The following is a 26,222-nucleotide window of genomic DNA, read 5'->3' as shown; positions in this document are numbered from 1 at the left end:
GGAACGACATATGACAGAAGTAAAAACAATTACTACAGAAGAAGTGCAAGAACGTCTAGAAAATGGAGAAACATTATTTTTAGTAGATGTAAGAGAAGATGAAGAAGTAGCAGCAGGGAAAATCCCGGAAGCTGTACATATTAAAATGGGCGATATCCCAAATAAAGTAGATTTCTTTGAGAAAGAGAATGAATATATCTTTATTTGTCGTTCGGGAATGCGTAGTGAAAATGTATGCCATTATTTAAATGAGCAAGGATTTAAAACAGTGAATATGGTTGGCGGTATGCTTCAATACGAAGGTGAAACTAAATAATTAGCTTGTAAAAACTTGGAACGTATCTGTTTCAAGTTTTTTTTATTTTGCATACAGTATACGAAAGGGAGGTTGAGATGAATGAGTATTAACATGCGTAAAGTAAAAATTATAAATAATACAGGGGCTGTTAATGTAGGTGACTGTTATAATTTAGAACCTTTCGCTGTAGCAAAAATATATACAGGTGCGGGTGGTTCTAGCGCGGCGACATTTTTAAATGGAAAACGTATGGCAGCTGTTGTGCCTGTAACATCGGTGTTTATTCCGCCATTAGCGACGAGTACACGTACGCTAGGTTCGTAAAGGAAAGGTAGAGTGTAATTATGCCTGCGCATATTAAAGAGTTTATTATTGTTAATAATACTGGGAATATATTTACGGGTGATAATTTGAGAGATACTTCGTTTACTGCTTCAAAAACGTATAGTGGCTCAACGGGACCAACTTGTATTGATGTTGTTACGATAATCGGAACTGAGACGAATCTTTGTTTACAACCGGGAGATAGTGTGACGACGACATATACGAGAGGTACTCCTGCTGGCACTCTAACAGGAACAAATACGGGTCAAGGTGCAAATGCGTCGAGTACTATGCAAGCAGCACCAAATACCGATAATACAGATTCAGTTGCAGGACTCTCCTAAGAGATTAGGGGAGTTTTTATTTGAAAGAAGAGCTTGTACTACATAAAAATAGGAGTAATTGTTTTAAAAGTAGTATTGGAGACGGTTTTGGAAAATACAATTCAAATGGAGGGTGAATTTTTATCCCGCTATTTGCGGGCAGTAAGACTCCCACCTCAAAATTCGGAGAATGCGAGGAAGTTAGGTGGGAGTCGGGCTGCCCGTAAACGCCCGATTGGTGAGGGCTGATAATCAGTGGGGGATGAACAAAACCCCCACTGATTAAAGTTTCACTTTATATAGAACATATTTTGTAGCTGTAGTTTGCTTTTGAGGGTGGTGGAAATGATGGAAAACAAAAAATACAAAAGTTGATAAATTCCAATTTTAAAATATCGCCAGATCTTGTCGGCCCTACTTTTCCTCCAGTGCCAACTGGAATGACAGGGATCAGCTTTATCAGGAACTATTAATGCCCCGTTAGTAGCTACAACTAGTTTTGGTGCTACGATGATTGCGAATCTTCCAGCGGGAGCAGCTGTTAGTTTACAGTTAAATGGTTTACTTACTTCTGCGACATTGTCAATGACTATACCGGGAGCGGTATTAACAATTATTCGCTTAAGTTAATAAGAGGGGAGCCTTGAAACTTTTATGCTTCAAGGCTTTTTATTTGTTTGAGCAAAAACATCGCAGTTCGAAAATATATTATAATAGAATGAAGATAGGTATAAGTTTGGCAGAAAGGGAGAGTGGCGATGCAGGAAAAGGTTAAAGATTTTTTCGGACGCCCACTTCAAGATTTGCGCATCTCTGTCATTGACCGTTGTAATTTTCGGTGTACGTATTGTATGCCGGCAGAAGTGTTTGGGCCTGATTATGCTTTTTTGAAAGATGAGTTTTTACTGACATTTGATGAAATCGAGCGATTAGCAAAAGTATTTGTTAGCATCGGTGTACGGAAAATTAGACTTACTGGTGGCGAGCCATTGCTCCGTAAGGATTTAACAAAACTTATCGCACGTCTTGCAAAGCTTGATGGTTTAGTAGATATAGGATTAACGACAAATGCGATTCATTTAACGAAGCAAGCGAAGGCGTTGAAAGAAGCTGGATTACACCGAGTAAATGTTAGTTTGGATGCGATAGATGATGAAGTGTTTCGTACAATTAATGGCCGGAATATTAATACGAAACCCGTACTAAAGGGAATTATGGCAGCGAAAGAAGTAGGACTTGAAGTGAAGGTAAATATGGTTGTAAAAAAAGGGATGAACGATCATCAAGTACTTCCGGTGGCTACGTATTTTAAAGAACAAGGAATTTCACTTAGATTTATTGAGTTTATGGATGTGGGCAGTACGAATGGATGGAATTTTGATCAAGTTATTACGAAACAAGAATTGATCGATATGATTCATCAAGTATATCCAATTGAACCAGCTGAATCTCATTATTTTGGTGAGGTTGCGAAGCGCTATCGATACGTTGGAACGGATGTAGAGGTTGGTTTTATTACCTCTGTTTCTGAGTCGTTTTGTTCTTCTTGTACGAGAGCAAGAATTTCAGCAGATGGAAAGTTTTATACTTGCTTGTTTGCGACAGAAGGAATGGATTTAAGGAAACTTCTCAGGGAAAACCTTTCGGATAATGATTTATTAAAAGCCATACAAGATGTATGGGAGGATAGAAAAGATCGATATTCAGATGAACGGACAGAAGAAAGTGCGAAAAATCGTCCGAAAATTGAAATGTCTTATATAGGAGGATAAGAAAGGGGGATGTCGTATGCAGGAGCGATATTCAAGACAAATGCTATTTTCTGGTGTTGGGGAAGAAGGGCAGCGGAAAATAAGAGGGAAGCACGTGCTCGTCATCGGTGCTGGTGCGCTCGGAGCAGCGAATGCAGAAGCAATAGTTAGAGCAGGGGTTGGAAAAATAACAATTGCTGATCGTGATTATGTAGAATGGAGCAATTTACAAAGGCAACAATTATATACAGAGGAAGATGCAAAGCATTATAAGCCGAAAGCGATAGCGGCGGCAGAACATTTAAAAGCTATTAATTCCGAAGTAGAAATTGTACCGGTTGTGACGGATGTAACGGTGCAAGAAATGGAAGAGTTAATTAAAGGTGTAGATTTAATATTAGATGCGACGGATAATTTTGAAACGCGCCTTCTTATTAATGATATATCCCAGATGTATAACGTTCCGTGGATATATGGAGGATGCGTTGGAAGCTACGGAGTAACGTATACAATCTTACCAGGAAAAACGCCGTGTTTTCGATGTTTAATGGAACATCCGGCGAGCGGAGCGACATGTGATACGGCCGGTATTATACAGCCAGCAGTACAATTAGTAGTTGCGCATCAAATAACAGAAGCTTTAAAAATATTAGTAGAAGATTTTGAGGCACTTCGTGAAACGATGCTATCATTTGATCTTTGGAATAATCAACAGATGGCATTTAAAGTGAATAGGCAGAAAAAGGATACATGTTTATCTTGTGGAAAGCTACGTACATATCCGAGTTTAACATTTGAAGCACAAACGAAAACAGAAGTATTATGTGGACGAAATACAGTTCAAATCCGTCCAGGTGTGCGTCAGGGGTTTAATTTAGAAGAAATTAAAAAGCGCTTACAAAAAAGTGTGGATGTAAAGGCCACGCCGTATTTATTATCATTTCTGGTGGAAGAATATCGTTTTGTTTTATTTACAGATGGCAGAGCATTTATTCATGGGACGAATGATATGAATGTGGCGAAACGATTATATGCAAGATACATAGGTTGAACCTAAAGGAAAACCTTTAGGTTCAAAGGAGAAATGTAGGATTAAGAATTTCTAATGTAATCTCCATTTTTTCCGCCCGTTTTTTCAAGTAAATACGTTTCGCCAATAATCATACCTTTATCAACAGCTTTACACATATCGTATACGGTAAGAGCGGTAGCAGAAGCAGCTGTTAAAGCTTCCATTTCAACGCCAGTACTACCTTCTGTTTTAACTTTTACTTCAATGAGTAGTCGATATTGTTCTTCTGACTGTTTCCAATCGAAAGAGACGTCAACACCTTTTAATAATAAGGGATGGCACATTGGGATAATATCAGAAGTACGTTTCGCAGCCATAATACCTGCGATTTGTGCAACGGCTAATACGTCACCTTTACCAATTTCATTGTGAGAGATTTTATCGTGAATTTCTTTTGTAACGATAATGCTAGAGCGTGCGATTGCTGTTCGAACGGTTATTTGTTTGTCACTTATATCAACCATTTTAGCGCGCCCTTGGTCATTGAAGTGTGTGAATGAAGACATGGAACTCCTCCTTGAAGTGATTGCTATTTAATATATAAAGTGTAATCGAGATTAGATATTTTGCAAATACGAGGTGAGAAACAATGGTAGAAAAACGAATCCCGATTCAAGTTGCTGAGGCAGTAGAGCGGGTTATGAAATATGCTAAGCATGGTGAAGTAGAAGAAGTTTCTATTACAGAAAGTTATGGGAGGATTCTTGGGGAGGATGTTGTCTCAGATCACGATGTTCCTCATTTTGATCGTTCTCCTTACGATGGTTTCGCAATTCGAGCAGAAGATACGAAAGAAGCAAGTCAAGAGCATCCGGTTGAATTTGAAGTAATAGGAGAAATCGGAGCAGGATCTGTTTTTACAGAAGAAGTAGAAGCTTTTCAGGCGGTTCGTATTATGACAGGAGCAGCTATTCCAGAAGATTGCAATGCAGTCGTAATGCTAGAACTGACGGAAGGATTCGAGAAGAACGGAAAAACATATATGAAGTTAAAACGCCCTTTCAAAAATGGTGACAACGTATCGTTTAAAGGGGAAGATATAAAACAAAGTCAAGTGCTTGTTAACAAAGGTGCTGCAATTAATCCAGGTGTTGCAGCGTTATTAGCGACGTTTGGATATAGCACTGTAAAAGTTGTAAAGCAGCCTGTTGTCGGTATTGTAACGACAGGAAGTGAATTACTGGAAGTACATGAGCCGTTAGAGCCAGGGAAAATTAGAAATAGTAACTCTTATATGATTGCAGCTCAAATTATGAAAGCTGGCGGGAAAGTGCATTATTATGGACAACTTGCCGATGAGTTAGATGCATGTTTTACAGCTGTTAAATCAGCGATGGATGAGGTTGATATTTTAATTACAACGGGCGGTGTTTCGGTAGGAGATTATGACTATTTACCAGCTATTTATGAAAGGTTACAGGCGAATGTACTCTTTAATAAAATAGCGATGAGACCGGGAAGTGTAACGACAGTAGCTGAAGCTGATGGAAAGCTACTCTTCGGTTTATCAGGTAATCCGTCGGCTTGTTATGTAGGTTTCGAATTATTTGTGCATCCAATTATGAAAACGTATTTGTATGCGAAGGAGCCTCACATATATAGAGCGGACGCTATTTTACAAAAAGATTTTCCAAAACCAAATCCGTTTACTCGCTTTGTAAGAGCAAACGTGACGATCGTTAATGGGTCATTACAAGTGGTGCCAGTCGGTTTAGATAAATCGAGTGCGGTATCTTCACTTGCGGATGCAAATGCTTTTATCGTGTTGCCTGGAGGAACGAGAGGGTTCGAAGCAGGAATGAAAGTGTCCGTATTATTGTTAGAATACTCTCAAGGAAGTGATTGGCCGTGGGCAAAGCCTCTTCAATCTTACAAATAGTAGGGTATCAAAATAGCGGAAAAACAACACTTGTAGAGAAAATGGTACATGCATTAGCTCAAAGCGAAATGAAGGTTGCTACAATTAAGCATCATGGCCATGGTGGTTTTCCCGAAGTAGCGCAAAAAGATAGTGAAAGACACCGAAAAGCTGGTGCTGTAGTAAGTAGTGTAGAAGGCGCTGGATTACTATCTTTGTCCTCCTTGCGAGATGAATGGTCCTTGCAAGAAATTATCCGCTTGTACGGATTTTTTGAAGTGGATATGATTTTAATAGAGGGTTATAAAGCGGAGAAATATCCAAAAGTAGTATTACTTCGTTCCACGGAAGACGCTGAACTTTTACATAAAGTAGAAAATGTAGTAGCGGTTATTACGTGGCATGATGCTCCATTAAGTTTACGAGAAGAATATAAAGTATTTCATATAACAGAAGAAAAGTTGTATATAGACTGGTTTTTGCAAACGGTTAGGAGTGCGAAATGACAAATATGTATTATGAAGTAATTGATACAGAAATCTCGATTGAAGAGGTGACAAAGAAAGTAATTCGCCGTGAATGCGGTGCTGTCACAACATTTATCGGAACAGTTAGGGAGTTTACGAAAGGGCGTCGTACACTATACTTAGAGTATGTAGCTTATAAGACGATGGCAGAAAAGATGCTACAGAAAATAGGGGCAGAAGTGAAGGAGAAGTGGCCTAGTACACATGTTGCGATTACACATCGTATCGGCACGCTGCAAATTTCTGATATCGCGGTTGTTGTTGCTGTATCAACACCACACCGTAAAGAGGCCTATGAAGCGAATGAATATATTATGGAACGCATTAAGCAAATTGTTCCGATTTGGAAAAAGGAGTTTTGGGAAGATGGTGACTCATGGATTGGTGATCAATTAGAAAAAACGCCATATCCAGCAGGAGAGCCTGGGAAGGAGCTATAAATATGATTCGAGTATTGTTATTTGCGAACTTGCAAGAAGAAGCAGGAGTAAGTGAATTACAAATAGAGGAAGAAAATATTACTGTTGCACAATTAAAAGAAATTGTTGCGAAAGAATATAATGTACCAGTGTCAGCGCCAATTATGGTTGCAATTAATGAAGAGTACGCGAATGAAGATGATGCTATACAATCTGGTGATATTGTTGCGTTAATACCACCAGTGAGTGGTGGTTAATATTGGATTCATTAAAACGACTTTCCTGAATAGGAGAAGTCGTTTTTTTATGGCAGTTTGGAGAACACTATTGTATAGAATAAGGAGGGAATTATGAAAAAGTTATGTGTAATGATTGCAATGATATGTTCTGTTTTCTTCTCTTCTCCAAGCTATTCTTGGGCAAAAGAATCGAAGGAACAGCTTTTAGAGAGTGCGCTACTTAATCGGTATTATTCAGTTATAAGGCAAGTGACAGAAGATCAATATGAATGTGATTCAGTTACAAATATAAAGCGTCTAGGCAAGAAAGATGAGTTTGTTCCTAGATTTGAAGTTACGATACAGTTTCTTACATTTCAAGGGGCGCATAATCCGCCGAATGATCGTATTACACTCACTTTAGAAGATCATTTGGATCACATAAAAATAAAAAAAGTGGAGCGAGAAAAAAATGTTTCTGGTGCTACTGCAGATAAGGTTTGTGAACGAACAAAAGAGAAAATAAAAGCTCACTCTAATGATTTAGAGCGGTAACCTATGACATTTTGTAGAGAAAGGTAATGAGCGATGGATATATTTTTAGCGATTTTACCAGCCATATTTTGGGGAAGTATTGTGCTATTTAACGTGAAACTGGGCGGGGGACCTTATAGTCAAACGCTCGGTACAACGTTCGGAGCGCTTATTTTCTCAATTGTTGTTTATATTTTTGTGAAGCCAGTATTAACTCCTACGGTTATCGGGGTTGGAATCGTGTCCGGTTTGTTTTGGGCGCTTGGTCAAGCGAATCAGTTGAAAAGTATTGATTTAATGGGTGTTTCGAGAACGATGCCGATTTCAACAGGGCTTCAATTAGTTGCGACGACTTTATTTGGGGTTATCGTGTTTCATGAATGGTCAACGACGATATCAGTCGTTCTTGGAGTTTTGGCGCTTGTTTGTATTATTATCGGTGTTATTTTAACATCACTCCAAAGTGAAGAAGAAAAGAATGCAGAGCAAGCAGGGAATTTTAAAAAAGGAATTATTATTTTATTAATTTCAACAGTCGGATATTTAGTTTACGTAGTAGTTATTCGATTATTTAACGTGAACGGTTGGTCAGCTTTATTGCCACAAGCGGTCGGTATGGTATTAGGCGGGATTTTACTCACATTTAAACATCATCCATTCAATAAATATGCGATTCGAAATATTCTTCCGGGATTAATTTGGGCAGCTGGAAATATGTTTTTATTCATTTCTCAGCCGCGTGTCGGAGTCGCAACAAGTTTTTCCCTTTCACAAATGGGGATTATTATTTCGACGCTTGGCGGGATTCTTATATTAGGTGAAAGGAAAACGAAGCGTCAATTAATTGGGATTGTTGTTGGTATCGTTTTTATTATTGCAGCTGGAATTATGCTAGGGGTCGCAAAAAGCTAAAGGAGGTATTGAAATGTATAGCGATTTAGAAGGGAAGGTCGTCATTATTACAGGGTCAGCAACTGGTCTTGGAAGAGCGATGGGAGTACGGTTTGCTAAGGAGAAGGCGAAAGTTGTTATTAACTATCGCTCAAGAGAATCAGAAGCGAACGATGTATTAGAAGAAATAAAAAAAATAGGCGGAGAAGCGATTGCTGTAAAAGGTGATGTTACGGTTGAATCGGATGTTATAAATTTGATTCAATCTGCTGTTAAAGAATTTGGGACGCTTGACGTTATGATTAATAATGCAGGCATAGAAAATGCTGTACCATCGCATGAAATGCCGTTAGAGGATTGGAATAAAGTAATTCATACAAATTTAACAGGTGCTTTCTTAGGAAGTCGTGAAGCGATTAAATATTTTGTGGAACACGGTATTAAAGGATCGGTGATTAATATGTCTAGTGTTCATGAAAAAATCCCGTGGCCATTATTCGTGCACTATGCGGCAAGTAAGGGTGGGATTAAGCTTATGACTGAAACGTTAGCGTTAGAGTATGCACCAAAAGGCATTCGAGTCAATAATATTGGACCAGGTGCAATTAATACGCCAATCAATGCTGAAAAGTTTGCTGATCCTAAACAGCGTGCTGACGTAGAAAGTATGATTCCGATGGGCTACATTGGAAAACCTGAAGAAATCGCAGCAATAGCAACATGGCTTGCTTCAGCAGAGGCGAGTTACGTAACCGGAATTACGTTATTTGCAGATGGTGGAATGACTTTATACCCATCGTTTCAAGCTGGACGTGGGTAATATAAAAAAAAAATAGCGGTCGGCTATTTTTAAAATTAGTGATTGATTGTATCTTGAAGAAATTCTGTTGCTTGATGTTCTGAGACATTTTGTACGAGCGCAACTTCGCTAATAACCATTTTGCGCGCATTATCTAGCATTTGTTTTTCGCTCGCATTTAATGCTCTTTCTTTATTACGGCGAAGTAAATCACGAACAACTTCTGCGCTATCTTGAAGGTTGCCGTTCTTCATTTTTTCCATATTCATTGTATATCTTTGTTTCCATGAGAGTGAGGGGTCTGATTCCCCATGATGAAATTCAAGAAGGATACCATCTAATGTACCCTTATCAACGATATAACGTATACCTGATTTTTGTAATTGATCCATCGGAAGCATTACTTGCATATCTTTACTAATGATGCGTATAACACAATATTGACGCGAAGTACCTAATATTTCTTTCTCTTCAATTGCTTCGATGATTCCTGCACCGTGCATTGGATAAACGATTTTATCACCAATTTGAAACAAATCATCCACCTCCATATGTGGTAACCATTTTTAATGATAACATACTGATATAAAAATGTCAAATTTTATATAATATCACAAAAAATATATTGAAGTCAATATATAAAAGTGGTTTTTTATGGTTTTTTTTGCTCTTATATGTTGAATAAATATGGGAAATTTTTTTAGAAAAATAGTACAGGGGAAGAAAGAGGGCATATCCACTTATTTTTAAGCATAAAATGTAAAATCGCTAATACAATATACCTAAATCCGTTCTTTGTAGAGGAGGGAGAGAAGGTGGGGCGCACAATTAGGATTGATATTACAAATAAAGTTGTAGCTAAATTTAGGCCAGATTATTTGGAATTATATACGAGTAAATTTATGATAGGTAAGTTTTATGTCTATACTGAAGATAAACAATATGTGTTAGAAGACGGATATATATATGAAGACGGAAAGTTTTATCGCATCATAGATACGCACCGTGGCAATAATCAAGCGGCGGAGGGCTGCGATCTAGGATGGTGTTAACATGATTCGTGTGAAAGTGTTTGATGAAAGTCATGAAAAAGACTTAGAAGACGCTGTAAATGTGTTTTTGAAAAAAATTGATGATGGAAATTTTGTAGATATAAAGTATCAAGTTGGTGTTTCAATTAATGATGATGAAAACCAAATTTATTGTTTTTCAGCGATGATTGTTTATAAAGCATAAAAAAGAGCTGGAAAGCCAGCTCTTTTTTATGCTTTATGTTGGGACAACATGTGTCGGTAAAATATTCATAATAGATTGCGTTGCATCTATCTTCTTTGTCGTTAAAAGAACTTCCTCTGTTGCATGTTCCTGAGCATCAGTGCACATGCCGAGGTGATAACGATCACCTAAAAATGGATCAATATAAAAACCGTTTTTAAATACTTTATCATTCGGATGTTTTTCGTGGTGAATTTCAGAACAGTTAATGCAGTAGAACATAGCTTTCATCCCCTTTTCATTGTTGGTTAAAAAAATGAGTGGGTAGTCATTTCGCTCCTAAGGAAATGTTGAGGAGAAGAGAAATAACTACCTACCCAAATGGTGGGCATATTCCTTCTGATTTCACATATCTCGCGTATTGTCCCCGAGGGAAGGAGGAGAGACGAAGTACAGGTGAGATAAGTTAGGCGCTTCGCTCGATATGAATGATGGAGTTTCATATTGAGCGAAGTTTTTATTTTTTATTGCCTTTGTGAGTATATTATGAAGGAATGGTGAGAGAGTGTTTGTCCTGTTGAAAAAATGTTGAGAATTTCTCAACAGTAAAAAGAGTCTTACTGTCTGTAAAAGCCCGATTGGTGTGGGCTAATAATCAGTGGGGGATGGACAAAACCTCACTGATTAAAGTTTCACTCTATTGACATGAAACTAAAAGGTGTTATATTATCTGGATACAACTAAAAGGTGTTATGTATTAATGCTGAATAAAGGAGAAATAAAATGGAACAACAAAATACATTAAACGACATTAAACAAACGGTTATTTTTAATGCATCTATTCAAAAAGTATGGGATACAGTATCAACTGCAGAAGGAATTGCGTCATGGTTTATGCCAAATGATTTCGAACTAAAGGTAGGACATGAGTTTCATATACAATCACCTTTTGGGCCATCACCATGTAAAGTGTTAGAAATTGATGAACCGAATCGTTTATCTTTCTCATGGGATACAGATGGCTGGATCGTTTCGTTCATTTTGAAAGACTTAGGGGATAAAACAGAATTTACGTTAATCCACGGCGGTTGGAAACATCCTGATGAAATTCTTCCGAAAGTGAATGCGAAGAGCTCTATTATTCGCGACAGAATGAATGGTGGTTGGGTAGCGATTGTAAATGAAAAACTGAAAAAGGTTGTTGAGGGCTAAGTGGCATCGTCGGCAGTAAAATACGATGTGTTTCAGGCAATTGCTGATCCAACCCGCCGAGAAGTATTACGGTTATTAAGTGATAAAGAGTTACCAATTTCAAAAATAACGGATCATTTTCCGATGAGTCGTACGGCTGTTGTGAAGCATCTGCATATTCTTTCAGAAGCGAATTTAGTGAGTGGAAGAAAGAGTGGAAGAGAAAAGATATATCGTTTGCAGCCAGAGCCGTTAGCGGAATTACAGCAGTGGCTCTCGTATTATGAACGATTTTGGGATAATAAATTGTCTATGCTTAAATATATTGTGGAGAATGAAGAGTAGATTTTAACGCTCATATAAGGAAAGAGGATGACCGAAATGGTCATCCTCTTTCCTTATTGTTCACTTGTTTGTTTAGCTGGCTTTAATAGGAGCCAAGCGATAATTAATGTTAATACTGCTAATGCGAAAGTGCTCATATAAATGACGTGTATACTTGAAGCTAATGCTTCTTGTGATTCAGTTACTACGTTTGCCACAGATCCTCCATGTCCACCAGAAGATACGAGGTCAAGGTTTTTGATGCCACGTGCATGTATCATCGTATTGAAGACCATGCCGAAAATTGCAGCACCTAACGTTTGACTAAATGTATTAATGAATGTGTTTAAACCAACTGCTGTTCCGCGCGTATGAGCTGGTACAGCTGCTTGAATTGTTACCATGTAAATTGGTGTAACAAGCCCCATTCCTAAGCCGAATAATCCGACTGCAACATAAATAAGGAATGATGGTGAATCTGTTGATAATGTAAATAATAAAAATGTAGCAATTGATAAAATGCTAGCTCCAAGTAAAATAATTTGCTTCGTTTTTAATTTGCCAACTAAGTTACCAGAGAAAATAGCACCAAATGTCCACATAACAGGAATCGGCATTAAAATGATTCCTGCTTCTGTCGCATTTTTCCCTAATACACCTTGGCTCCAAATTGGAAGGTACACTGTAATACTAATAATCATTGCACCAGCAATAAGCGTTAATATGTTTATAGTAGATAATGTACGGTTAGAGAAAAGTGCTAGCGGAATTAATGGTTCCGGAGATTTTTTCTCGATGTATAAGAAAATAATGAATGACACAGCGGCAAAGATTAATAGGCCGATAATTGTAATGTCTCCCCAGTTTTGCTTACTGCTACCTGTTAATAGTGCATATAGTAAAGCAATTGTACTTAATGAGAAGACTGTTGCACCAAGGTAGTCAATATGTTGCTTAGATGACTTAATAGATTCCTTATAAGAAGTGGCAATCATTAAGCAAGCGATAATTCCAAACGGAACGTTTAAGAAGAAGATATAGCGCCAAGAAAGGGAATCAACTAAAAATCCACCTACTAACGGTCCGATAACACCAGATACACCCCAAACGGCACTCATCCAGCCCTGTGCTTTCGCACGGTCTTTCGCTTCGCTATATAAGTCTCCAATAATCGTCATTGTAATCGGCATAACAGCCCCAGCCCCTATACCTTGAAGAGCACGGAAGAAGATTAATTGTTCCATTGATGTAACGACTCCGCAAAGTGTAGAACCGATTAAGAAGATTGTTGCTCCGATGAGCAAAACTTTTTTACGGCCGAATAAATCAGCTAGTTTTCCGTATATTGGAGTCGAAACAGCTGTTGCAAGCATATAGATTGCATATACCCAACTAACAAGTTCGACGCCTGACAAATCACTCGTTATACGAGGGATTGCTGTACTAACAATCGTTCCTTCTACCGCAGAAAGAAACGTCATTAGCATTAAAGACATCATGACTTTTTTTCTCATTTGTTTTCCCCTTACCCTTTTTCAAATATTCAACAATATAAAATATAAAGGTACTAAGCTATATAAAGCAACAAAAAAGAAACAGAAATTATAAGGATAGGAGATTTGTCGTTCCTTGTCGGAGTGCTTATATATTGAAAAAATCGCTAATAATTTTGAAGAAACGGTCGATATAATTTTATATGCTATTTTATTATTTCAACATATAAAAAAGAAACAGGAATCCCTGTTTCTTTTAGTATTGCATTTTCACATTTTGCCCAGCTGTTGTTCCGGCGATTCTACCAGTAACAAGGGCAGATGTAATGTTATAGCCACCAGTATAACCGTGAATATCAAGAACTTCTCCGCAGAAATATAAACCATTCGTGAATTTCGAAGACATTTCTTTCGGGTTAATTTCTTTAACGGATACACCTCCGCCAGTAACGAATGCTTTTTCAAGCGGCTGAGTACCATTTACATGAACGGTAAATTCTTTAAAGTCTTTCACAAGTGCACGAATCTTCTCATGAGAAATTTGTCCAGCTTGTTCGCTACCGTCAATTTCATTTTTTTCTAATAAGAATAGGAAGTAACGTTCAGGAACATAGCCTTTTAAAACGTTTTTAATTCCTTTTTTCGGATCTTCTTTCATTTGTTTCAGCATGCGTTGGAACAGTTGCTCACTATTTTCTTCTGGCAATGCATCGATACTCATTTGCACCGTGTTCGTTTTAAACTTCTTCATCGTTTTTATAACGAATTGGCTACAACGAAGAGCGGCAGGACCAGATAGGCCGAAGTGAGTGAAGAGCATGTCCATTTTATGAGAAATGACAGCTTTTCCTTTCGGGTTTAATACACTTAAGTTTACGTCTCGTAAAGCAAGACCTTGCAATGTACGGTCACGAATAAATGGTTCGTTTGAAAGGATTGGTACTTCTGTTGGGAAAAGCTCTGTAATTGTATGTCCGGCTTTTTCAGCCCATGCGTATCCGTCTCCAGTAGAACCGGTATGAGGAACAGATTTTCCGCCAACAGCGATAACGACGTGATTTGTTTCTAACACTTCACCTGTTTGCAATACAACTGCTTTCGTTTGACCGTTTTCATATTCAATCGTGTCAACAGGCGTATTCGTACGTATTTTCACACCTAAATCTTTTAATCGTGTTAAAAGTGCGTCTACAACAGATTGTGCTTTATTTGATACTGGGAACATGCGGCCATGATCCTCTTCTTTCAGTTTTACACCGAGATTTTCGAAGAATGTAATAATATCTTCATTACTGAAAATAGAAAAAGCGCTGTATAAGAAGCGACCATTTCCAGGTATATGTTTAACGATTTCATCAAGTGGTAGACGGTTCGTTACGTTACAACGACCACCACCAGAAATCGCAAGTTTACGTCCTAGTTTATTTCCTTTATCAAGAAGTAAGACATTTGCGCCTTCTTCAGCAGCACCGATTGCAGCCATTAGCCCTGAAGGACCGCCGCCGATGACAATAACATCATAATGCATAATATATCGACCTCATTTTCTACATTTCCTGCCTAAAAGAATAGCATGTTTTCTCTTAAAAGAAAAATAGAGTGAAGTACTGCTTCGGGAGAGAATTGTGGTACAATACAAAAGTTAGAGTTCAGCGTTATAAAGGAAGTAGGAGGATTTTTGTATGTCCGATTCAAAATTTCTGCGCGGAACGCTTATTGTGACGTTAGGGACATTTTTAGTAAAGTTCTTAGGCATGATTTACGTCTTTCCGTTTCATGCATTAGTAGGCACAGAAGGCGGAACGCTCTATACATATGGATATATTCCATATACGATATTTTTAAGTATTGCAACGGCAGGGGTGCCGCTTGCTGTTTCGAAGTTTGTTTCCAAATATAATGCACTTGGAGATTATAAAACGAGCCGGAGAATGTTCCGTTCGGGAATGGTTATGATGATAGTAACAGGAGTTCTTTCCTTCTTAGTACTGTACATGACCGCACCATTATTTGCAGAAGCAATGCTTGGTAAACAAAGTTTACAAAATAAGATAGAAGAAGTTACGACGATTATTCGCCTCGTAAGTTTTGCGCTTATTGTTGTGCCGGCAGCAAGTTTGATTCGTGGTTATTTCCAAGGTCACCAATCGATGGGACCGACTACGGTTTCACAAATTATTGAGCAAATTATTCGTATCGTCTTTTTATTAGCGGGTAGTTTCATCGTTATTAAAGTGCTTGGCGGTACAGTAGCAACGGCAGTTGGGGTTGCGACATTCGCTGCATTCGTTTCAGCAGTTGGAGCGCTCGGCGTATTAGTTTGGTACTGGTTAAAACGTAAAAAATATTTGGATCAATATTTAATTGAGCAAACTGTACCAGAATCGACAGTAAGTACCGTTCAATTGTTTAAAGAATTATTTGCGTATGCAATTCCTTACGTTGTAATTGGGTTAACAATTCCTTTATATCAACAAATTGATACATTGACATTTAACTCTATTATGCAGGCAATTGGTCAAGGGGATATCGCAGAGCGAGCGCTTGGTATTTTCACGATGTGGACGCATAAATTAATTATGATTCCTGTATCACTTGCAACAGCGTTTAGTTTAACGCTCGTGCCAGCGATTACAAAGTCGTTTACTGAAAAGCAATACCGTTATTTAAAATTACAAATTACACAAACATTCCAGGCAAATATGTTTTTAACATTGCCAGCAGTTATCGGTATTTCTACACTTGCATATCCGATTTACACTGCTTTTTACGATTCAGATCCACTAGGTGGACAAGTATTAATGTGGTATGCACCAGTCGCGCTATTGTTTGCTTTGTTCACGGTAACAGCGGCGATCCTACAAGGGATTAACCAGCAGAAACACGCGGTTATTGCGCTTGTGATGGGTGTTATTTTGAAGTTTGTATGCAACGTAATCTTTATTCGTTATTTCGGTACAGTTGGGGCGATTTTAGCTACTGCAGTCGGCTTCTTAGCTTCCGTATGGTATACGAATAAACAAATCAAAAAACATGCAAACTATTCATTTGGTGTTGTATATAAGAGAACATTCCAAATTGCAATATTAACACTTGTAATGGTTATTGCTGTAAAGCTATCACAATGGCTTCTATCCTTCATGATTTCGCCTGATGGCCGTATTGGTGCTCTTATTACAGTTGCGATTTGTGCAGGTATTGGTGGCCTTGTTTACGGATTGTTAGCGATTCGCACAGGGGTACTAGAAAGAGTATTTGGCGGAGAGGCTTTAGAGAAAATCCAGCGTAAACTTGGTAGTAGATTCAAAATAAAGTTGAAATCAAAAGGGGCGTAAATACGTCCCCTTTTCTTATGATAAATAAAGAAGGTGAAGAATATGAGATTAGATAAATTATTAGCGAATATGGGATACGGAAGTAGAAAAGAAGTAAAAAAATTATTGAAAGACGGCGTTGTGAAGATTGATGGAACGCCAGTGAAAGATGCGAAGTTTCATGTGAATGTAGAAGAGCAAGAAGTTATGATTCACGGTGAAGTTGTGGAATATAAAGAGTTTGTTTATTTAATGATGCATAAACCACAAGGTGTTATTTCAGCGACGGAAGATGATAATCATGAAACAGTAATAGATTTATTAGAATTAGAAGATGCGATTTTTGATCCATTCCCGGTTGGAAGACTTGATATTGATACAGAAGGTTTCTTATTAATAACAAATGATGGGAAGCTAACGCATCAATTATTATCGCCGAAAAAGCACGTGCCGAAAAAATATTATGCACACGTTTCAGGCGTTGTAACGGAAGATGATATAAAAGAGTTTGCAAAAGGTGTTATTTTAGATGATGGCTATGAAACCAAGCCAGGCGAACTTACAATTTTAAAAAGCGATGATATTTCGGAAATCGAGCTCGTTATTACAGAGGGAAAGTTCCATCAAGTGAAGCGTATGTTTGAAGCGGTAGGGAAAAAAGTTGTTTACTTAAAGAGAACAGAGATGGGACCTTTAGTGTTGGATGAAGAGCTAGAACTTGGACAGTATCGTGAATTGACAGATGAAGAAGTAGAAATGTTAAAGACGTATCAAGTAGATAACGAAAAATAATGCCGATTTTAAGGCGCAGAAAAAACCCCTTTCTAATTATATAGAAAGGGGTATGTATTTATTTTACATACAATTGTTTTCGTTATGAGGTCATTCTCACTTTCTTTCCTGTTGTTGTCCACTTACCGCGGCAAGGGCTATACACGAGTTCATTAAACTGCAACACATTTAGATCACGTTGTATCGTTCGCGGTGTGATCCCGAACTCATCTACAAGGTCTTTCGTCGTTACCGTTCCGTTTTCATTGATGTACATATAAATTGATTTAATGCGTGTTAGCATACGAGTAGTTGTAGGTTTCAAGAGAAAACCACTCCTCTACTAGTTTTTTTGACCCCATTCAGGAAAGAAGGTCGTTACTACCATTGTACTCTACATGATAAAATTCATGCCTTAACTTACTTAAATTTTACAAAAGTTTAACAAATATTCATATAGAAAAATATTGGTAGTTGACATTGTATGTCTGGTCAGTCAACTAACTCATAAATTTCTACGTAAAACGCCAAATTCCTGCAAATTTTTTTGAAAAAATAAAAGAAAAACTAATAAGAAATATCAGAAATATTACAATTGTTCGTTATTGGGTTTCGGTATATGGCATAAGAGATTTTGGTTTGCTATGATAAAAGAGAGAATATAGAAGGAGGATGGATGCGTGATGTCAACGATTAATTGGACAGAAGAAGTTACAAAACGAAAAGATGATTTAATTCGTGATACACAACAATTTTTACAAATTAAAAGTGTATGGGAAGAAGAATCTGCGAAAGAGGGCGCACCATTTGGTGAAGGTGTAGAAAAAGCCTTATCTTTCATGTTACATAAAGGAGAAACTGAAGGTTTCGCTTCGAAAAATTTAGAAGGATATGCAGGCCATCTTGAAATGGGACAAGGAGAAGAGTTAGTAGGTATTCTTTGTCACGTTGATGTTGTACCAGAAGGAGACGGCTGGACAACTCCTGCGTATAGTGCTGATATTCGCGACGGGAAGATTTTTGCACGTGGTGCAATTGATGATAAAGGGCCGACGATGGCAGCTTATTACGCAATGAAGATTGTAAAAGAATTAGGATTGCCTCTTTCAAAACGTGTTCGAATGATTTTAGGAACAGATGAGGAAAGTAATTGGAAGTGTGTAGATCATTATTTTAAAAATGAAGAAATGCCAACGATCGGTTTTGCGCCGGATGCAGATTTTCCAATTATTAATGCCGAAAAAGGAATTTCTGATATACAAGTTGTGCAAAATGGTAGCGAAGAGAAAGACGGCGCATATAAGCTTATTTCATTTGAGTCAGGCCGTCGTTTAAATATGGTTCCTGATTTTGCAGAAGCAGTGATTACAGGAGAAGATGTAAATGCACTTACAGTAGCATATGAAGAGTATTTACAAACTGCTAAGAAAATAGGCAAAGCAATTGTAGAAGGAAATACGATAACGTTGCAAGTTAAAGGAGTTTCAGCTCACGGATCTACTCCAGAAAAGGGAGAAAATGCAGGTTTGTTATTGGCAAACTTCTTAACGACAGTTTCTCTTGATGGAAAAGCGACTTCATTTGCATCGTTTGTAACAGAAACATTTACAGGCGATATTCTTGGAGAAAAAGCTGGTATTTCTTATAAAGACGATATTAGTGGCCCGCTAACAGTGAATGTTGGCCGTCTTTCTTACACGAAAGAAAACGGTGGTAATTTAGGATTGAATGTGCGCTATCCAGTTACGACTAACTTTGAAGAAACGATTGAAAAGTTAAAAGGGTATGCCCATAATCACGGATTTGAAGTAGCGGATTATTCAAATTCTCGCCCACATCACGTTGATAAAGATCATGTATTAATTCGTACTTTACAGCGCGTGTATGAAGAACAAACTGGTGAAAAGGCCGAATTGTTAGCGATTGGTGGTGGTACTTATGCTCGTTCATTGAAAGCTGGGGTTGCATTTGGTCCGTTATTCCCAGGAAAAGAAGAACTTGCTCATCAAAAAGACGAATACATTGAAATTGAAGATTTATTAAAAGCAACAGCAATTTATGCTCAAGCGATTTATGAATTAGCAAAATAAAGGATGTTGTAATTATGACCGCTCTCTAATTTAGAGAGCGGCTTCTTTTTAGCTGAATGAGATAAGAAAGAAAAGCAACAATATAAAGAAGGAGAAGATGTACATGGAGCCGCATTATTTTGTCGCAATTACTTTACCAAATCATATAAAAGAAGTGCTCTCTAATTATAAAGAGGACATGAAGGAGGAATTACCATTTCGCTCGTGGGTACATAAGGAAGACTATCATATTACCCTTTCTTTTTTAGGGAGTGCGACAGAGGAACAGTTAGAAGGAATAAAGAATGGATTACAAACACTTATAGAAAAAAAGGAACTATCTTTCACATTACAAGGATTTTCAACGTTTGGCAGAGAAGACGAGCCTCGTATTTTTTGGGCGAAGGTAAGTGAGAATCACGATTTGTTTCAGTTACAAAAGCAAGTGCATGCTATTTGTGAAGGGAATGGGTTTTCTTTAGAAACACGTTCGTATCATCCGCACATTACCGTTGCCCGTAAATGGGTAGGAGAAGAAAAGTTTGACTTAGAAAATATAAAAGAAGTGGCCGAAATATCATTTCGAGCGGATACGATTACTTTATACGAATCTCACGTGAAGGAAACACCGAAGTATAAAGCGATTGCTGAAATAAAATTACAAAAATAGAATGTATGAAAACGTTTTTTATACAGGTGAATATACTATAGAGAATAATGGAGTTACTGTATAGAGTCTTACTGATAAGAAAAGCCGTATCATTTGCTGATCGTAAAGGCCCAATTGGTGGGGGCTAATAATGAGTGGGGGGATGAATCCCTTCCTCATTAAGGTTTCACTTTATTTTAATTTTGAGGATGATGGTGATTTTTTATGTTGAAAGTAAAACGTCCATTTGATGCTTATTTAGATGAAATGAATAAAATTACAATTTTGCTCCCACATGCGTATGGAACAAGTCGGACATTTCGTTTACAAGAAGGAAACAATGTGAAAGATTTACCGATTGCTCATACTATCGCACTTCCGGATGCAACGAAGTATGAGTGCTTTATAGAAGAGCCGCTAGATGTGGGGAAGTATTATACAGTACGAGATGAACGGAACGAAGAAACAGATTTACAAATAGGTGCTGTGATTCGAACAGCGATTTTCGATGAGAAGTATTATTACGAAGGTACAGATTTAGGTGCTGTGTATCAAAAAGAAGCAACAACATTTAAAGTGTGGGCTCCAACTGCGAGGCTTGCGAAAGTAAGAATTTATAAAAGTGATAAAGAATATACCGATCATGAAATGTACAGGGAAGAAAACGGAGTTTGGATTCAGACATTACAAGGCGATTTAGACGGAGCGCAATATACATTTCTTGTTTGTATTAATTTAATATGGAATGAAGCGGTAGATCCATACGCAAAGTCAGTGACTGTAAATGGGAAATATGGCGTTGTTATCGATTTGGAAAAGACAAATGTAACAAAACGAGAACAATTACCACCATTACAGTCAATGACAGATGCCATATTGTATGAACTGAATATTCGTGATGCTACTATGCATCCAAGTAGTGGAGTGCATAAAAAAGGGACATATACAGGGTTGATGGAAGAGGGAACGACGGGACGAAATGGAACGTTAACGGGATTATCTCATATAAAAGATTTAGGTGTTACACATGTTGAACTATTGCCTTTATATTGTTTCGGTGGCATAGATGAGGCGAATCCTTCCTCCGCATATAATTGGGGTTACAATCCATTATATTACAATGCTCCAACAGGATTTTATGCTACAGACCTTTCTAATCCGTATAACAGGATAGTAGAGTGCAAACAACTTATTGAAACATTTCATGCACACGGCATCCGAGTTGTTGTAGATGTTGTATATAACCACGTATATGAAAGAGAGACATCTTCATTTGAAAAATTGGTGCCAGGATATTATTTCAGGCACGGTAAGGATGGTATGCCGTCTAATGGGACGGGAGTTGGAAATGATATAGCATCTGAACGGAGAATGATGAGGAAATTTATTATAGAGTCTGTTTTATATTGGCTTACAGAATACAATGTTGATGGGTTCCGATTTGATTTAATGGGAATTTTAGATGTTGAAACGCTGAATGTGGTAGAAAAAGAAGTACGAAAAATAAAGCGTGATGCGCTGTTATTAGGAGAAGGATGGGATTTACAAACACCGCTTCCTCTTGAGGAAAAAGCTACGTTAAATAATGCAAATAAAATGCCGCATATCGCGCAGTTCAATGATCAATTTCGTGATGGGATAAAAGGAAGTACTTTTAATATAAATAAACGCGGCTTTGCATTTGGTGGGCATGTAGACTGTAATCATTTGCAGTATATAGTAGGTGGTAGTCTTTTAAGTGTGAAGGAAACAGGGTTGTTTCTAGAGCCAGTGCAAAGTATCAATTATGTAGAATGTCATGACAATATGACGATGTGGGATAAACTAGTGCGTAGTAATCAAGAATCAGAAGAAATTTTGAAAAAGCGTCATCGTTTAGCAACCGCAATGGTTATCCTTTCACAAGGAATTCCCTTCTTGCATGCCGGGCAAGAATTTTATCGTACTAAGAACGGAAATGAAAATAGTTATAATGCCACTGATGAAATTAATCGATTAGATTGGGATCAAAAAGAGAAAGAGATGGAGACAGTTAATTATATAAAAGGGTTAATTGCGATTCGGAAGGAGCATGGGGCATTTCGATTACAAAATGCTGACCTCATAAAAAAGTATATGACTTTTTTACAAACATCCACAGAAGTCCTTGCATACCATTTACAACACGTAGAATCTTTTGGGCCATGGAAAGAGATTATCGTTTTATTCAATAGCAGTTTGCAACCTGAAATAGTCCAACTCCCTAAAGAAGAAACGTGGCATGTGTTAGTAGACGAAAAACAAGCAAAAGTACAGCCAATTTCTTCATTTAGAGGAAAGGAACTTCAAATGGCTCCAACTAGCACGTATATATTGACGATAATGTGACAAATCGCTACTTGACGATGAGAATGTAATAAATGTAGAATTGACAAAGGTGACGATTTTGAGAAGTTGTCATTCTACGAGTGGTTTTGTAAAATAAACTAGAAGAGTAGGCGATTTGTCCTACTTTCGGCTTATGCCAAGTTTTCTTTTCATTCAACTACAGTAAAATATATATGAACCCACAACATGTGTAGAAATGTTGCGGTTTTTCTTTTCATAACTATAAAAGATAAGGATTTGTTAACGGGTAATGAATATGGAATGGTTGGAACAATTATTAGGAAAAGAGTGGAGTCTTATACCGGCTGGTGGAGTAACGGGCGATGCATATATTGCGCAAAACGGACAACAAAAGTTATTTTTAAAGCGGAATACATCGCCCTTTTTAGCGGTATTGTCAGCAGAAGGAATTGTTCCAAAATTACTTTGGACAAGAAGGGTAACGAATGGTGATGTAATTTCCGCTCAAAAATGGCTTCCGGGACAGAAGCTAGAGCCGGAGGATATGAAACTAGAACGTGTTGCGAAGCTTTTGAAGAAAATACACTCTTCTAAAGCACTTGTGCAGATGATTCAACGGCTTGGTAAGCAGCCGCTTCATGCACAAGAGTTATTACAACAATTACAGCTTGTTTTAAGAGGAGATATAAGAGTCGATGAGACAATTCAACAAGGTCTTCAATATTTAACTGAGTCATTAAAAGATATTGAGTACGATGAATTCGTTGTATGCCATTGTGATGTAAACCATAACAATTGGATATTGTCGGATGAAGATGAATTGTTTTTAATTGATTGGGATGGAGCTGTGATTGCTGACCCAGCTTTAGACCTTGGTATGTTATTATATTGGTATGTTCCGCGCCATGAATGGAGTGAGTGGCTCGGATATTATGATGTTGAACTGGATGAATCATTGCTTAGGCGTATGAGATGGTATGTTATAGCACAAACGATTTTATCTATTCAATGGCACACAACAAAAAAGCAGCAAGCAGAAGCTAAATATTGGCACCAATATTTACAGCAACTACTTGCTTCAGAATAAAGTATTAAGAAAAATTGTCCATTCCAGCAATCCACTGAGTAAGTTGTTCTTGATTATTGGAAATATGGTTGTCCAAATTAGAGGAAGATTTACCCGATTGACTATAAGAATATACATCGTTTAGCATTGCTTTAGCGTCACTACTTATACTATCGTTTGCGAGTAACGATTGAATGAGGCGCTCTAATTGCTCGCATTCAGAAACTGTCCCGCAGCAATCACTTTGATGGTTGATTAAAATATCTTTTAACACTTCTAATTGATGCTGTTGATTAATTGGCATGAACGGATCATCCTTTCGATTGTTGTTCTCTTTGGAACATGTAGGAGAAAAAGCTGCTCGTCATGGAGTAGTTAATCATTGGCTAACGAAACATCGGAGTTTCGTTTAATGCTGTATGTAGTTTTTATCAAAATGGTACATCTTATACTTGAAAGAAACGGACCGAGTGCTCGTACGTACTTGGTTTTTTATTTGATAGATTGATTAAAACAGACAGAAGGAATCATTCCTTTAAAATAGTTTTGTAAAGAGAGGGAGACATCTATGCGTTTAAGACATAAACCTTATGCAATGGATCGAATTAATGAGTATTCACATATCGTAATTGGAAATCCAGAGGAGCGAGCTGGTAACTGGAAAGAAGTATTTGGAAATGAACAACCAATTCATATTGAAGTAGGTACAGGTCGTGGCCGCTTTATGTATGATATGGCAAAAGCAAATCCCCATATTAACTATATCGGAATTGAAAAATTCACAAGTGTTGTTGTAGATGCGCTTGATAAATTAATTGAAGAAGAATTACCGAACTTAAAGTTAATTAATAAAGATGCTGAAGACTTAACAGTTTTCTTTGCAAAAGGTGAAATTGACCGCGTTTATTTAAACTTCTCAGATCCATGGCCGAAGAATCGTCATACGAAGCGTCGTTTAACATATAAAACATTTTTACGCAATTACGAAGAAGTGTTAGTAGAGGGTGGAGAAATTCATTTCAAAACTGATAACCAAGGTTTATTTGAATATTCTCTTATGAGCATGGCTGAGTATGGTATGTTATTAACTTACCTTAGCCTAGATCTTCATAATAGTGATTATGAAGGAAACATTATGACAGAGTACGAAGAGAAATTCTCTAGTAAAGGTCATCGTATTTACCGAGTGGAAGCGAAATATCGTACGGAGCCTATGCAGTAATGCATAGGTTTTTTATACGAAAAATAATCAGAATCTTGTGTTAAAATTAAAGGGAAAAGGGGGATGGAAGATGGAACAGTTACAAATTGGAAATATAAAAGTGACATGGCTAAAAGGCGGGAATACACATTTAGATGGGGGTGCAATGTTTGGAGTTGTGCCGAAAGTACTTTGGTCACGCAAATATAAACATAATGATACAAATCATATTTATTTACGAACAGATCCGTTACTCTTGCAAACGAAAGAAGGAAACATGCTTATTGATTCAGGGATAGGGAACGGTAAATTGAATGAGAAAATGAAGCGAAATCAAGGTGTAACAGAAGAATCATCGGTTTATGAATCTTTAGAAAAGCTCGGACTAAAGCCTGAGGATATTCATTACGTTTTAATGACGCACCTTCATTTTGATCATGCATCTGGTTTAACAAAATGGGAGGAAAATCATCTTGTTCCGGCGTTTCCGAACGCAACGATTTATGTAAGTGAAACTGAGTGGAATGAAATGAGAAATCCGAATATTAGATCGCGTAATACATATTGGAAGGAAAATTGGGAGCCAATCGTAGATAAAGTTGTTACCTTTCAGCAAGAAATAGAAATTACGGATGAAATAAAGATGGCACATACGGGTGGTCATAGTGATGGACATGCCGTTATCGCCCTTGAAAGCCAGGGAGAAGCGATGCTTCATTTAGCGGACCTGTTGCCAACGCATGCACATCAAAATGTATTATGGGTAATGGCATACGATGATTATCCGATGAAATCAATAGAGCATAAGCAAAAGTGGATGAAGTATGGTGCTGAAAAAGAGGCGTGGTTTACTTTTTATCATGATGCATATTATCGCGCTGTGAAGTGGGATGAGGAAGGGCATATCGTAGAAAAGATAGAGAGAAAAACAAGTATAGAAGCATAATAAGAGGAGGTTGTCCAAAATGTCAGTTGGAACAGCCTCCTCTTATTATTGGTCGCTATTATTGTCAGCTTTTGTCGGTAAATCGATATACTTTAAAAATCGCCGATATATTTGGAGTTGCGATCGATATATTCGAAAAATCGCCGATATAATTTCAATTACTATCGTACCTTTTTCGAAAAAAAGAGGTTCACCTAATGGGAAACCTCTTTTTTATGCTGCTATAACCTCTAAAACAGTACCTGTTTTAGCATCAACTAAAAATTCAAATCGTTCTTGTATATCATCTAACATTGTTGTAAGACCACCGCGATAAACTTCATACGCGACATCGTATTTTTCAAACGTCTCTGGAACCATATGTACCCAAGAGCCAGTAATTTCACCTTTATGACTTAATGCTTGTTTCACCATTTTCAATGCTTTTTCTGAAGAAATATGGGATTGTTCTTGTACTTTGTTTGCAACGAAATAACCAGCTGCGAATCCAACGCCAAGACCTGCTACTAAACCTTTCCAGCTCATATATTCACCTCAATTCTATAAAATAAAAATAGTGTACCAATAATAATTATAATGCAAACGCAACTAAAAAAGAAGAAACTAGAAACATTTCGAAAATTTCGTTACAATAAAAGAGG

General features: G+C 37.5%; 32 protein-coding genes and 2 pseudogenes. 26 read left to right on the top strand and 8 right to left on the bottom strand.

The annotated features are described in order from the left end of the window. Nucleotides 1–10 precede the first annotated feature (10 nt). The 7 genes and pseudogenes from ACTFQM_RS18495 (at nt 11) to ACTFQM_RS18465 (ending at nt 3,747) form a co-directional block, all read left to right on the top strand. Nucleotides 11–316 (top strand): rhodanese-like domain-containing protein, encoded by a 306-nt coding sequence (locus ACTFQM_RS18495; RefSeq protein WP_000141214.1) that lies wholly within the window; start codon nt 11–13, stop codon nt 314–316. Between the two features lie 81 nt (nt 317–397). Continuing rightward, nucleotides 398–622, top strand: a complete 225-nt coding sequence (locus ACTFQM_RS18490) for a spore germination protein (RefSeq protein ID WP_440035556.1) — start codon at nt 398–400, stop codon at nt 620–622. 20 nt (nt 623–642) lie between these two features. After that, nucleotides 643–966, top strand: a complete 324-nt coding sequence (locus ACTFQM_RS18485; protein WP_328046910.1) for a hypothetical protein — start codon at nt 643–645, stop codon at nt 964–966. Nucleotides 967–1,307: 341 nt separating this feature from the next. Continuing rightward, nucleotides 1,308–1,397: pseudogene (locus ACTFQM_RS18480) on the top strand (exosporium leader peptide-containing protein); the annotation flags it as partial. Beyond that, nucleotides 1,393–1,575: pseudogene (locus tag ACTFQM_RS18475) on the top strand (BclA C-terminal domain-containing protein); the annotation flags it as partial. The pseudogenes ACTFQM_RS18480 and ACTFQM_RS18475, both read left to right, overlap by 5 nt. 128 nt (nt 1,576–1,703) lie before the next feature. Then, complete coding sequence (moaA, locus tag ACTFQM_RS18470) at nt 1,704–2,717, top strand: GTP 3',8-cyclase MoaA (RefSeq protein WP_025151470.1); 1,014 nt, start codon at nt 1,704–1,706, stop codon at nt 2,715–2,717. A 16-nt stretch (nt 2,718–2,733) separates the two neighbouring features. Further along, nucleotides 2,734–3,747: a molybdopterin-synthase adenylyltransferase MoeB gene (locus ACTFQM_RS18465; protein ID WP_002138701.1), complete on the top strand. Its 1,014-nt coding sequence runs from the start codon at nt 2,734–2,736 to the stop codon at nt 3,745–3,747. Nucleotides 3,748–3,788: 41 nt separating this feature from the next. On the opposite strand, the gene moaC is transcribed toward ACTFQM_RS18465, so the two are convergent. Further along, entirely contained in the window at nt 3,789–4,274 is a 486-nt protein-coding gene (moaC, locus tag ACTFQM_RS18460; RefSeq protein WP_440035553.1) for a cyclic pyranopterin monophosphate synthase MoaC, read from the bottom strand. Between the two features lie 83 nt (nt 4,275–4,357). On the opposite strand from moaC, the gene ACTFQM_RS18455 reads away from it, so the two are divergent. The 7 genes from ACTFQM_RS18455 (at nt 4,358) to ACTFQM_RS18425 (ending at nt 9,035) form a co-directional block, all read left to right on the top strand. Then, nucleotides 4,358–5,647, top strand: a complete 1,290-nt coding sequence (locus ACTFQM_RS18455; RefSeq protein ID WP_440035551.1) for a molybdopterin molybdotransferase MoeA — start codon at nt 4,358–4,360, stop codon at nt 5,645–5,647. Beyond that, a complete protein-coding gene (mobB, locus tag ACTFQM_RS18450) occupies nt 5,611–6,132 on the top strand; it encodes a molybdopterin-guanine dinucleotide biosynthesis protein B (protein WP_440035548.1) in 522 nt (173 codons plus the stop codon). Before ACTFQM_RS18455 ends, mobB begins: the two co-directional genes overlap by 37 nt. Further along, nucleotides 6,129–6,593 (top strand): molybdopterin synthase catalytic subunit MoaE, encoded by a 465-nt coding sequence (moaE, locus tag ACTFQM_RS18445; protein ID WP_002173844.1) that lies wholly within the window; start codon nt 6,129–6,131, stop codon nt 6,591–6,593. The genes mobB and moaE overlap by 4 nt, the downstream gene beginning before the upstream one ends. A gap of 2 nt (nt 6,594–6,595) precedes the next feature. Further along, complete coding sequence (gene moaD / locus ACTFQM_RS18440) at nt 6,596–6,829, top strand: molybdopterin converting factor subunit 1 (protein WP_002173843.1); 234 nt, start codon at nt 6,596–6,598, stop codon at nt 6,827–6,829. A 93-nt stretch (nt 6,830–6,922) separates the two neighbouring features. Further along, complete coding sequence (locus tag ACTFQM_RS18435) at nt 6,923–7,345, top strand: DUF3888 domain-containing protein (protein WP_440035546.1); 423 nt, start codon at nt 6,923–6,925, stop codon at nt 7,343–7,345. Between the two features lie 33 nt (nt 7,346–7,378). Further along, entirely contained in the window at nt 7,379–8,236 is an 858-nt protein-coding gene (glcU, locus tag ACTFQM_RS18430) for a glucose uptake protein GlcU (protein WP_098308100.1), read from the top strand. A 13-nt stretch (nt 8,237–8,249) separates the two neighbouring features. After that, nucleotides 8,250–9,035: a glucose 1-dehydrogenase gene (locus tag ACTFQM_RS18425; protein WP_440035543.1), complete on the top strand. Its 786-nt coding sequence runs from the start codon at nt 8,250–8,252 to the stop codon at nt 9,033–9,035. Between the two features lie 35 nt (nt 9,036–9,070). Here the strand turns inward: ACTFQM_RS18425 and ACTFQM_RS18420 are convergent, their stop codons facing one another. Further along, nucleotides 9,071–9,565 (bottom strand): CarD family transcriptional regulator, encoded by a 495-nt coding sequence (locus ACTFQM_RS18420; protein WP_098308104.1) that lies wholly within the window; start codon nt 9,563–9,565, stop codon nt 9,071–9,073. 264 nt (nt 9,566–9,829) lie between these two features. Here ACTFQM_RS18420 and ACTFQM_RS18415 point away from each other — a divergent pair, with 264 nt between their 5' ends. Then, nucleotides 9,830–10,066, top strand: coding sequence for a DUF2553 family protein (locus tag ACTFQM_RS18415; RefSeq protein ID WP_002173838.1), 237 nt, complete (start codon nt 9,830–9,832; stop codon nt 10,064–10,066). 1 nt (nt 10,067) lies between these two features. Then, the gene (locus tag ACTFQM_RS18410) at nt 10,068–10,250 is read left to right on the top strand and encodes a sporulation protein Cse60 (RefSeq protein WP_000621746.1); all 183 of its coding nucleotides are present in this window, start codon (nt 10,068–10,070) and stop codon (nt 10,248–10,250) included. A 33-nt stretch (nt 10,251–10,283) separates the two neighbouring features. Here ACTFQM_RS18410 and ACTFQM_RS18405 read toward each other — a convergent pair whose 3' ends face one another. Then, nucleotides 10,284–10,511 (bottom strand): DUF3973 domain-containing protein, encoded by a 228-nt coding sequence (locus tag ACTFQM_RS18405; protein ID WP_002173837.1) that lies wholly within the window; start codon nt 10,509–10,511, stop codon nt 10,284–10,286. A 501-nt stretch (nt 10,512–11,012) separates the two neighbouring features. On the opposite strand from ACTFQM_RS18405, the gene ACTFQM_RS18400 reads away from it, so the two are divergent. Both ACTFQM_RS18400 and ACTFQM_RS18395 read left to right on the top strand, forming a co-directional pair. Next, nucleotides 11,013–11,441 carry an SRPBCC family protein gene (locus tag ACTFQM_RS18400; protein ID WP_440035539.1) on the top strand — a complete coding sequence of 143 codons (429 nt, stop codon included), beginning with the start codon at nt 11,013–11,015 and terminating at the stop codon, nt 11,439–11,441. After that, the gene (locus tag ACTFQM_RS18395; RefSeq protein ID WP_002173835.1) at nt 11,442–11,765 is read left to right on the top strand and encodes an ArsR/SmtB family transcription factor; all 324 of its coding nucleotides are present in this window, start codon (nt 11,442–11,444) and stop codon (nt 11,763–11,765) included. It begins immediately after the preceding gene. Between the two features lie 53 nt (nt 11,766–11,818). On the opposite strand, the gene ACTFQM_RS18390 is transcribed toward ACTFQM_RS18395, so the two are convergent. Both ACTFQM_RS18390 and ACTFQM_RS18385 read right to left on the bottom strand, forming a co-directional pair. Continuing rightward, nucleotides 11,819–13,258 carry an MDR family MFS transporter gene (locus tag ACTFQM_RS18390; protein ID WP_440035536.1) on the bottom strand — a complete coding sequence of 480 codons (1,440 nt, stop codon included), beginning with the start codon at nt 13,256–13,258 and terminating at the stop codon, nt 11,819–11,821. A gap of 235 nt (nt 13,259–13,493) precedes the next feature. Further along, nucleotides 13,494–14,765 (bottom strand): NAD(P)/FAD-dependent oxidoreductase, encoded by a 1,272-nt coding sequence (locus tag ACTFQM_RS18385; protein ID WP_440035535.1) that lies wholly within the window; start codon nt 14,763–14,765, stop codon nt 13,494–13,496. Nucleotides 14,766–14,919: 154 nt separating this feature from the next. On the opposite strand from ACTFQM_RS18385, the gene ACTFQM_RS18380 reads away from it, so the two are divergent. Then, the gene (locus ACTFQM_RS18380) at nt 14,920–16,572 is read left to right on the top strand and encodes a putative polysaccharide biosynthesis protein (RefSeq protein ID WP_071718400.1); all 1,653 of its coding nucleotides are present in this window, start codon (nt 14,920–14,922) and stop codon (nt 16,570–16,572) included. A 42-nt stretch (nt 16,573–16,614) separates the two neighbouring features. After that, entirely contained in the window at nt 16,615–17,343 is a 729-nt protein-coding gene (locus ACTFQM_RS18375; RefSeq protein ID WP_002173831.1) for a pseudouridine synthase, read from the top strand. Between the two features lie 82 nt (nt 17,344–17,425). Here the strand turns inward: ACTFQM_RS18375 and ACTFQM_RS18370 are convergent, their stop codons facing one another. Continuing rightward, nucleotides 17,426–17,647, bottom strand: coding sequence for a DeoR family transcriptional regulator (locus ACTFQM_RS18370; protein ID WP_000805512.1), 222 nt, complete (start codon nt 17,645–17,647; stop codon nt 17,426–17,428). A 358-nt stretch (nt 17,648–18,005) separates the two neighbouring features. Between ACTFQM_RS18370 and pepV the strand changes: the two genes are divergently transcribed. The 4 genes from pepV to ACTFQM_RS18350 all read left to right on the top strand — a co-directional run bounded on the left by pepV (nt 18,006) and on the right by ACTFQM_RS18350 (nt 23,455). After that, nucleotides 18,006–19,412 (top strand): dipeptidase PepV, encoded by a 1,407-nt coding sequence (gene pepV, locus ACTFQM_RS18365; protein ID WP_265622063.1) that lies wholly within the window; start codon nt 18,006–18,008, stop codon nt 19,410–19,412. 103 nt (nt 19,413–19,515) lie between these two features. After that, nucleotides 19,516–20,061, top strand: a complete 546-nt coding sequence (thpR, locus tag ACTFQM_RS18360; protein WP_002173829.1) for an RNA 2',3'-cyclic phosphodiesterase — start codon at nt 19,516–19,518, stop codon at nt 20,059–20,061. A gap of 204 nt (nt 20,062–20,265) precedes the next feature. Further along, the gene (gene pulA, locus ACTFQM_RS18355; protein WP_440035529.1) at nt 20,266–22,407 is read left to right on the top strand and encodes a type I pullulanase; all 2,142 of its coding nucleotides are present in this window, start codon (nt 20,266–20,268) and stop codon (nt 22,405–22,407) included. Between the two features lie 250 nt (nt 22,408–22,657). Further along, complete coding sequence (locus ACTFQM_RS18350; RefSeq protein ID WP_002077574.1) at nt 22,658–23,455, top strand: phosphotransferase family protein; 798 nt, start codon at nt 22,658–22,660, stop codon at nt 23,453–23,455. Between the two features lie 4 nt (nt 23,456–23,459). Here ACTFQM_RS18350 and ACTFQM_RS18345 read toward each other — a convergent pair whose 3' ends face one another. Continuing rightward, nucleotides 23,460–23,738: a YtzH-like family protein gene (locus ACTFQM_RS18345; protein ID WP_002112336.1), complete on the bottom strand. Its 279-nt coding sequence runs from the start codon at nt 23,736–23,738 to the stop codon at nt 23,460–23,462. Nucleotides 23,739–24,002: 264 nt separating this feature from the next. Between ACTFQM_RS18345 and trmB the strand changes: the two genes are divergently transcribed. Both trmB and ACTFQM_RS18335 read left to right on the top strand, forming a co-directional pair. Then, nucleotides 24,003–24,656, top strand: coding sequence for a tRNA (guanosine(46)-N7)-methyltransferase TrmB (gene trmB, locus ACTFQM_RS18340; protein ID WP_001239382.1), 654 nt, complete (start codon nt 24,003–24,005; stop codon nt 24,654–24,656). 70 nt (nt 24,657–24,726) lie between these two features. Then, a complete protein-coding gene (locus ACTFQM_RS18335; protein WP_427287540.1) occupies nt 24,727–25,581 on the top strand; it encodes a YtnP family quorum-quenching lactonase in 855 nt (284 codons plus the stop codon). Nucleotides 25,582–25,794: 213 nt separating this feature from the next. On the opposite strand, the gene ACTFQM_RS18330 is transcribed toward ACTFQM_RS18335, so the two are convergent. After that, nucleotides 25,795–26,106 carry a PepSY domain-containing protein gene (locus tag ACTFQM_RS18330; protein WP_000118537.1) on the bottom strand — a complete coding sequence of 104 codons (312 nt, stop codon included), beginning with the start codon at nt 26,104–26,106 and terminating at the stop codon, nt 25,795–25,797. Between the last annotated feature and the right edge of the window lie 116 nt (nt 26,107–26,222).

The sequence above is a fragment of the Bacillus cereus group sp. MYBK30-2 genome, assembly GCF_051915945.1.
Classification (GTDB): domain Bacteria; phylum Bacillota; class Bacilli; order Bacillales; family Bacillaceae_G; genus Bacillus_A; species Bacillus_A paramycoides.
The sequence above is the reverse complement of the archived record's forward strand: the minus strand, read 5'-3'. Positions and strand labels throughout refer to the sequence as shown.

Coding starts and splice junctions, on each gene's coding strand:
- ACTFQM_RS18465 (WP_002138701.1), top strand. CDS start 2,734: ATGCAGGAGCGATATTCAAGACAAATGCTATTTTCTGGTGTTGGGGAA.
- moaD (WP_002173843.1), top strand. CDS start 6,596: ATGATTCGAGTATTGTTATTTGCGAACTTGCAAGAAGAAGCAGGAGTA.
- ACTFQM_RS18410 (WP_000621746.1), top strand. CDS start 10,068: ATGATTCGTGTGAAAGTGTTTGATGAAAGTCATGAAAAAGACTTAGAA.
- pepV (WP_265622063.1), top strand. CDS start 18,006: ATGTCAACGATTAATTGGACAGAAGAAGTTACAAAACGAAAAGATGAT.
- ACTFQM_RS18350 (WP_002077574.1), top strand. CDS start 22,658: ATGAATATGGAATGGTTGGAACAATTATTAGGAAAAGAGTGGAGTCTT.
- ACTFQM_RS18495 (WP_000141214.1), top strand. CDS start 11: ATGACAGAAGTAAAAACAATTACTACAGAAGAAGTGCAAGAACGTCTA.
- pulA (WP_440035529.1), top strand. CDS start 20,266: ATGTTGAAAGTAAAACGTCCATTTGATGCTTATTTAGATGAAATGAAT.
- ACTFQM_RS18335 (WP_427287540.1), top strand. CDS start 24,727: ATGGAACAGTTACAAATTGGAAATATAAAAGTGACATGGCTAAAAGGC.
- ACTFQM_RS18385 (WP_440035535.1), bottom strand. CDS start 14,765: ATGCATTATGATGTTATTGTCATCGGCGGCGGTCCTTCAGGGCTAATG.
- ACTFQM_RS18420 (WP_098308104.1), bottom strand. CDS start 9,565: ATGGAGGTGGATGATTTGTTTCAAATTGGTGATAAAATCGTTTATCCA.
- moaC (WP_440035553.1), bottom strand. CDS start 4,274: ATGTCTTCATTCACACACTTCAATGACCAAGGGCGCGCTAAAATGGTT.
- ACTFQM_RS18485 (WP_328046910.1), top strand. CDS start 643: ATGCCTGCGCATATTAAAGAGTTTATTATTGTTAATAATACTGGGAAT.
- ACTFQM_RS18380 (WP_071718400.1), top strand. CDS start 14,920: ATGTCCGATTCAAAATTTCTGCGCGGAACGCTTATTGTGACGTTAGGG.
- ACTFQM_RS18455 (WP_440035551.1), top strand. CDS start 4,358: ATGGTAGAAAAACGAATCCCGATTCAAGTTGCTGAGGCAGTAGAGCGG.
- ACTFQM_RS18375 (WP_002173831.1), top strand. CDS start 16,615: ATGAGATTAGATAAATTATTAGCGAATATGGGATACGGAAGTAGAAAA.
- glcU (WP_098308100.1), top strand. CDS start 7,379: ATGGATATATTTTTAGCGATTTTACCAGCCATATTTTGGGGAAGTATT.
- moaA (WP_025151470.1), top strand. CDS start 1,704: ATGCAGGAAAAGGTTAAAGATTTTTTCGGACGCCCACTTCAAGATTTG.
- ACTFQM_RS18330 (WP_000118537.1), bottom strand. CDS start 26,106: ATGAGCTGGAAAGGTTTAGTAGCAGGTCTTGGCGTTGGATTCGCAGCT.
- trmB (WP_001239382.1), top strand. CDS start 24,003: ATGCGTTTAAGACATAAACCTTATGCAATGGATCGAATTAATGAGTAT.
- moaE (WP_002173844.1), top strand. CDS start 6,129: ATGACAAATATGTATTATGAAGTAATTGATACAGAAATCTCGATTGAA.
- ACTFQM_RS18405 (WP_002173837.1), bottom strand. CDS start 10,511: ATGTTCTACTGCATTAACTGTTCTGAAATTCACCACGAAAAACATCCG.
- ACTFQM_RS18400 (WP_440035539.1), top strand. CDS start 11,013: ATGGAACAACAAAATACATTAAACGACATTAAACAAACGGTTATTTTT.
- ACTFQM_RS18425 (WP_440035543.1), top strand. CDS start 8,250: ATGTATAGCGATTTAGAAGGGAAGGTCGTCATTATTACAGGGTCAGCA.
- ACTFQM_RS18490 (WP_440035556.1), top strand. CDS start 398: ATGAGTATTAACATGCGTAAAGTAAAAATTATAAATAATACAGGGGCT.
- ACTFQM_RS18435 (WP_440035546.1), top strand. CDS start 6,923: ATGAAAAAGTTATGTGTAATGATTGCAATGATATGTTCTGTTTTCTTC.
- ACTFQM_RS18345 (WP_002112336.1), bottom strand. CDS start 23,738: ATGCCAATTAATCAACAGCATCAATTAGAAGTGTTAAAAGATATTTTA.
- ACTFQM_RS18390 (WP_440035536.1), bottom strand. CDS start 13,258: ATGAGAAAAAAAGTCATGATGTCTTTAATGCTAATGACGTTTCTTTCT.
- thpR (WP_002173829.1), top strand. CDS start 19,516: ATGGAGCCGCATTATTTTGTCGCAATTACTTTACCAAATCATATAAAA.